This is a genomic window from Ilumatobacter sp. (assembly GCF_049588435.1).
GTDB lineage: Bacteria > Actinomycetota > Acidimicrobiia > Acidimicrobiales > Ilumatobacteraceae > Ilumatobacter_A.
The window spans coordinates 1-5740 of record NZ_JBAVYV010000573.1 but is presented as its reverse complement, the minus strand read 5'-3'; the positions used below and the strand labels follow the sequence as shown (position 1 = coordinate 5740).

Sequence of the window (5740 nt, the reverse complement as noted above, 5' to 3'; positions counted from 1 at the left end):
ATGCTGCCTGCGGCCACGCGGGCCGCCCTGGCCTCGATCGCCCCGACCAACGTGATCATCCTCGGCGGGCCGGCAGTGGTGCCCGTCGTCGTTCAGACCGAGCTCGAAGGGCTGGGCTACGCCGTCGCCCGGGTCGCCGGACCCGACCGCTACGCCACCTCCGCGGCCGCCGCGATGCTCCACCCACCTGACGTCCCCGTCGTCTACATCGCGAGCGGGGCCGACTTCCCGGACGCGCTCACCGGCGCCTCTGCCGCTGCTCGCGACGGCGGCCCGATCCTTCTCACGCGACCGGATTCGGTGCCACCCGCGCTGACGTCCGCTCTTGCCCACCTCCAGCCCCAGCGCATCGTCGTCCTCGGCGGGCCGGGCGCGGTGTCGGCCGGCGTCTTCGATGCGATCGGTGCAGACGAACGGCTGTCCGGGCCCAACCGCTACGCAACCGGTGCTGCGGTGGCCGCCACCTTCGACGCCGACCCGGCTCACACCTATGTGGCTCAGGGACTCAACTGGCCTGATGCCCTGGCGGGGTCGGCGCTCGCCGGCGCACAGGGGGTGCCGGTGATCATCACCGACCCGGACGCCCTCACCCTGGAGAGCCGGATGGCGCTCGACGCACTGTCCCCGCAGCACGTCGCGATCCTGGGCGGAGTGAACTCGGTCTCGACGGGGGTGGAGAACAGCCTCAATGCACCCGAGGCCTACCCCACGTGGGCCGGCACCTGAACCCGTCACGAGTGGACTGCGACACCGACGCACGCGGAACATGCCGAGGCGGAGATCGGGACGCTCGGTGCCTCCCGTTAGGTTGGCGTGCGTGCCCGTGCCCGTCCCGTCGTCTCGCCCCTCGGATGCCGCCACGCCGTCGCTGATCGGTTGGCGGGAATGGGTCGCCTTCCCCGAGTGGGGTGTCGCGGCCATGAAAGCGAAGACGGACACGGGGGCGCGCACCTCGGCCCTCCACGCGACCGACATCGAAGAGTTCGAGCGCGATGGAGTGCGGTGGGCCCGCTTCGTGATGCACCCGTGGCAGCGCAACGATGACGATCCGCACCCCGTGGAGGCACCGTGCGTCGATCAGCGCGCGGTCACGAGTTCGTCGGGGACGAGGAGCGTTCGGCCCGTGATCAGCGCCGTCATCGACCTCGATGGGTCACCGCACGACATCGAGTTGACGCTCACCCGACGTGACGAGATGGGCTTTCGGATGCTGCTCGGACGCAATGCGATGGCAGGTCGCTACATCATCGACCCGTCGCTGTCCTACGTGACCGGCCGGCCGGACCGTGAGACGCGTCAACGAAACCGAGGGCGTCGATGAGCGACGCCGAGGGCGTCGGCGACTCCGAACCCGAGGACGGCCCGGAACAGTCGTTGATCGTGGCCCCACCGGCGCAGCGTCGTCGCCGACTGCTCCGTCGCGCATCGTTCTCCATCGGCAACCTCGACGTCGTCGCCGGCCGTTCTGCGATCGGTGAGATCCCGATCTCGCGTCTCGTGACCGGCAACCAGATCTCGATTCCGATCAACGTGTTCCACGGACGGAACGAGGGCCCGGTGATCTGGCTCAGCGCCGCCGTGCACGGTGACGAGATCGCGGGAGTCGAGATCATCCGGCGCGCACTCACCGCGATCGACCCGCGCTCCCTGTCCGGGACGATCGTCGCCGTACCGATCGTCAACGTTCACGGGTTCCTGAGCGGCGACCGCTATCTCCCCGACCGTCGCGATCTCAACCGGTCGTTCCCCGGATCGGCGGGCGGCTCGCTCGCCGCTCGTGTGGCGAACATCTTCATGACCGAGATCGTTCAGCGTTGCGACGTCGGCATCGACCTCCACACGGGATCCGATCACCGCACCAACCTCGCCCAGATCCGTGCCGACCTCGACGATCCCCGCACACGCGATCTCGCGGTCGCCTTCGGAGCGCCGCTGATGATGCACGCCAAGCTGCGCGACGGTTCGATGCGCGCGGCGGCGACCGCCACCGGATCGACGGTGTTGCTGTTCGAAGGCGGGGAGGCATGGCGGTTCGACCACGATGCGATCGACATGGCTGTCGCCGGCATCGGGCGGGTTCTCGGTCGCCTCGGAATGGTCCAGACCGACGACGCGATGGCGATGGACGGCACCTCCGTCGTCGATCCTCCGGCCGAGACACGATCGAGCAGTTGGGTCCGGGTGCGGCGCAGCGGGATCGCATTGATCGAGGTCGAACTCGGACAGATCGTCGAACGTGGCGACGTGGTCGCCACGGTGCGCGATTCTGTGGGTCGGCGGCTCAGCCGGAGCCGTGCGTCGCGATCCGGAATGGTGATCGGACACACCCAGCAACCGCTCGTCAACCAGGGCGACGCGATCATCCACATCGCCGAGCTGCTCGACCAGCGCGACGATGCCGCACTCAGGAATGCAATCGAGACGGAGACAACGTGAAACTCGCCATCCTTTCCCGGTCACCCGGGGCCTACAGCACACATCGCCTCAAGACCGCGGCGCTCGAACGAGGTCACGAGTGCAGGGTGCTCAACACCCTGCGTTTCGCGATCGACCTGGCCGGCGGAGAGCCCGACCTGCAGTTCCGAGGCCGGCAGCTGTCGGACTACGACGCGATCCTGCCCCGCATCGGCGCATCGATCACCTATTTCGGAACCGCCGTCGTCCGCCAGTTCGAGCAGATGGACGTCTACACGCCGAACACCTCGAACGGCATCGCGAACTCGCGGGACAAACTGCGCGCCACCCAGATCCTCAGCCGCCACGACATCGGGATGCCCGCCACCTCCTTCGTCCGGGACAAGGCCGATGTGCTGCCCGCGATCGAGTTGGTCGGCGGGGCGCCGGTTGTCATCAAGCTGCTCGAGGGGACCCAGGGGATCGGCGTGATCCTCGCACCCGACAAGAAGGTCGCCGAGGCGATCATCGAGACGTTGCAGTCGACCAGGCAGAACGTGCTCATCCAGCAGTTCATCGCGGAGAGCAAGGGTCGCGACATCCGTGCCCTGGTGGTCGGCGATCGAGTCGTCGGCGCCATGCGACGGACGGCGCAGGGAGACGAGTTCCGGTCCAACGTCCACCGCGGGGGATCGGTCGAGGCGGTCGAGTTGTCGCCCGAGTACGAACGCACGGCGGTTCGCGCGGCGCAGATCATGGGTCTGCGCGTCGCCGGTGTCGACATGCTCGAAGGCAACGAGGGTCCGTTGGTGATGGAGGTCAACTCGTCGCCCGGGCTCGAAGGGATCGAACGCGCGACCGAACTCGACATCGCGGGGGCGATCGTCGACCACATCGCGAACCAGGTCGCGTTTCCCGAACTGGACGTGCGCCAGCGCCTCACGGTCAGTACGGGCTACGGGGTCGCCGAGATCCACATTCCCGAAGGGTCCGCGTTCGCCGGCAAGACGATCAACGAATCGGGTCTGCGCGACCGTGACATCTCGGTGCTCACGCTCCACCGGGACAACACGGTGATCCCGAACCCGAAGGGGAGTCGCGTCCTCGAGGCGAACGACCGGTTGTTGTGCTTCGGTCGGCTCGAGGAGATGCGCGACCTCATCCCCGCTCGTCGGAAGCGGCGCGCGAAGGTCCGCAAGCTGCCTGACGACGCGCTCCAGGACTGACCCGGGTCACCGGTCGGTCGAGAGCAACTGCTCGACGTACGCGGTGCGCGCCAGTTCGGTGAGCACCTCGACGTCCGGATGCACGCCGTCGGGGCGAACCGAGCCGTGCTCGGCCTCGTATTCCGCGAGCGGCGTGGCATAGTCGAACACGTCGACGCGATCGTGCACCTGGGCCCACCGTTCGATCTGGGTGTTCCAGGCCTCGGTCCGCTCGTCGCGCGCCATCTCGGGAGTCGAGAACAACCCGTCTCCGATCGTGGGCGCATCCGCGACGAGCAGGCGGGGCATCGCTCCGTCGACGTCGGCGATCACCGTCAGCAGTTCGGCGAACTCGGTGTCGTGGTGTCCGATCCAGGCCGGATCGCCCGGCACCCGAGGCGTCGGGTCGTCGGAGAAGACCAACGCCGCCGCCTCGATCGGACCGGCGACGACGAGCACGGTGTCCGGCGCGAAGTCGGCGATCAGCGGTGGGAGCTTCGCGGCGAAGTCGGCGCAGTCGAGTGGCTTCGGATCGGTGCTGCTGCTCGGCTGGATCGCAACGGCGCGCACGATCGGACATCCGTTCTCGCCCGCCCAGACGACGTCGAGGCGCTCGTCCGCGACATGCAGCGCGCGGGCGACGATGAGCGACGTCGAATCCCCGAGCACCAAGACCCTCTCCCGGGTGTCGTCCGTCTCGACGGTGTCGGCGGCGACGGCATCGAGTTGCTCCGCCAGCTCATCCGCGTCGGTCGCCAGCCCGATCACCTCGGGACGTGAGATGGCCATCCGTTCGAGCGCGCTCTGGAGCGGGCCGGGCGGTCCGGACCAGACGAGAACGATCGGAACATTCCGCTCGCCGAGCCGATCGATGGACGACTCGACGCCATGTTCGGTGGTGACCTGCCGTGACGCGATCGCCTGGATGTCGTCGCCGTCGGATTCCGGACCCGCGTCGGAAGCGGTGCCCTCGAGGTCGCTGAGCGGGAGGAGCACCACATCGGAGACGACGTCGGGCCGCGCCGCTTGGGCCGCGTCGGCGGCCGTGGGATCGTCCCCGATCACGAGGATCGTCACCGCTGGCGGACGTCGCGTCGCCGTGGTCGGCGCGGCGGATGTCGTCGACGTGGCGGAGGCGTCGATGGACTGCGACGAGGCTGTCGAGGTCGTCGATGAAGGGGCCGCCGCACCGGGTGCGACCGGTGCTGGGTCGTCGAAATGAACGACGCCGTCGTCGCCGAAGGCGAGCAATTCATCGGTCGCCGATCGCCGTGGCCCGGGGACGAGAACAGTGGCCAGCGCGATGACGGCGACGGCACCTCCCGCCACCGCCCAGGATCGGATGGGCCGCACCAGGACCCGGCGGAGACGGATCGGTTGCTCGATCGCCATGTACGACAGCATCGTCACCACTCCGACCACCGTGAGCCGCAGGATCGCGAGGGCGGCGCCGTCGAGGCCGGTCCGCTCGGGTGAGAGCATCACGAAGATCGGCCAGTGGAAGAGATAGAGCCCGTAGCTCACCCGGCCGATCACGACCAGCGGGCCGATCGACAGGAGCGCGGCCAACGGGCCATCGGCGAGCACGCCGAGGATCAACGCGCCCGACAGCAGTGCCACCAGGACCAGACCGCCGTCGACGAGGAACGCGTCGTCCAGCCGGATCGTCGCCATCAGGCCGACGATTCCAGCGGCACCGACGAGACCGAGTGCGAGCTGCGAGCGACGCACGGACTGTTGAGATGCGCGCCGGGATGACCACGCGGACGGAGCGACGCGACGATCCGTGACGACGAGCGCGAGCATGCATCCGATGAGCAGTTCGGCGCCCCGGGTGTGGGTGCCGTTGTACAGCATGTCGAAGTCGGTGGTGAGCAGCGTCGCCGCGATCGATCCGGCGAGCAGCACTCCGACCGCCGCCGCGAACCATCGCCGACCACCACGCAGCGCCACCACCGCGACCACGGGCAGCAGCAGATAGAACTGTTCCTCGATCGCGAGCGACCAGAAGTGCGCCACCGGGCTCGGCTCGGTGGCGAACAGTTCCTGATACGACGCATCGGACGTCGCCGCCCGCCAGTTGGCGACGTTCGCGAGGGCCGCGAGCGTCTCGGCGCCGAGGCGCTCACGCTGGGCGATCG

General features: G+C 68.7%; 5 protein-coding genes. 4 read left to right on the top strand and 1 reads right to left on the bottom strand.

Features of this window, described 5'->3' with window-relative positions; all coding sequences use genetic code 11:
• The 4 genes from WBV89_RS21515 to WBV89_RS21500 form a co-directional block, all read left to right on the top strand.
• On the top strand, nt 1–726 hold a 726-nt coding region (locus WBV89_RS21515), incomplete at its 5' end, for a cell wall-binding repeat-containing protein (protein WP_423983378.1).
• Between the two features lie 91 nt (nt 727–817).
• Nucleotides 818–1321 carry an ATP-dependent zinc protease gene (locus WBV89_RS21510; RefSeq protein ID WP_423983377.1) on the top strand — a complete coding sequence of 168 codons (504 nt, stop codon included), beginning with the start codon at nt 818–820 and terminating at the stop codon, nt 1319–1321.
• Nucleotides 1318–2436, top strand: a complete 1119-nt coding sequence (locus WBV89_RS21505) for a succinylglutamate desuccinylase/aspartoacylase family protein (RefSeq protein ID WP_423983376.1) — start codon at nt 1318–1320, stop codon at nt 2434–2436. Before WBV89_RS21510 ends, WBV89_RS21505 begins: the two co-directional genes overlap by 4 nt.
• Complete coding sequence (locus WBV89_RS21500) at nt 2433–3620, top strand: RimK family alpha-L-glutamate ligase (protein ID WP_423983375.1); 1188 nt, start codon at nt 2433–2435, stop codon at nt 3618–3620. Before WBV89_RS21505 ends, WBV89_RS21500 begins: the two co-directional genes overlap by 4 nt.
• A 6-nt stretch (nt 3621–3626) precedes the next feature.
• On the opposite strand, the gene WBV89_RS21495 is transcribed toward WBV89_RS21500, so the two are convergent.
• The coding region (locus WBV89_RS21495; protein ID WP_423983374.1) for an acyltransferase family protein at nt 3627–5740 on the bottom strand (2114 nt) is incomplete at its 5' end.

Bases quoted from the DNA above. Each gene is read 5' to 3' on its own strand.
- WBV89_RS21505 (WP_423983376.1), top strand. From the start codon at position 1,318: ATGAGCGACGCCGAGGGCGTCGGCGACTCCGAACCCGAGGACGGCCCG.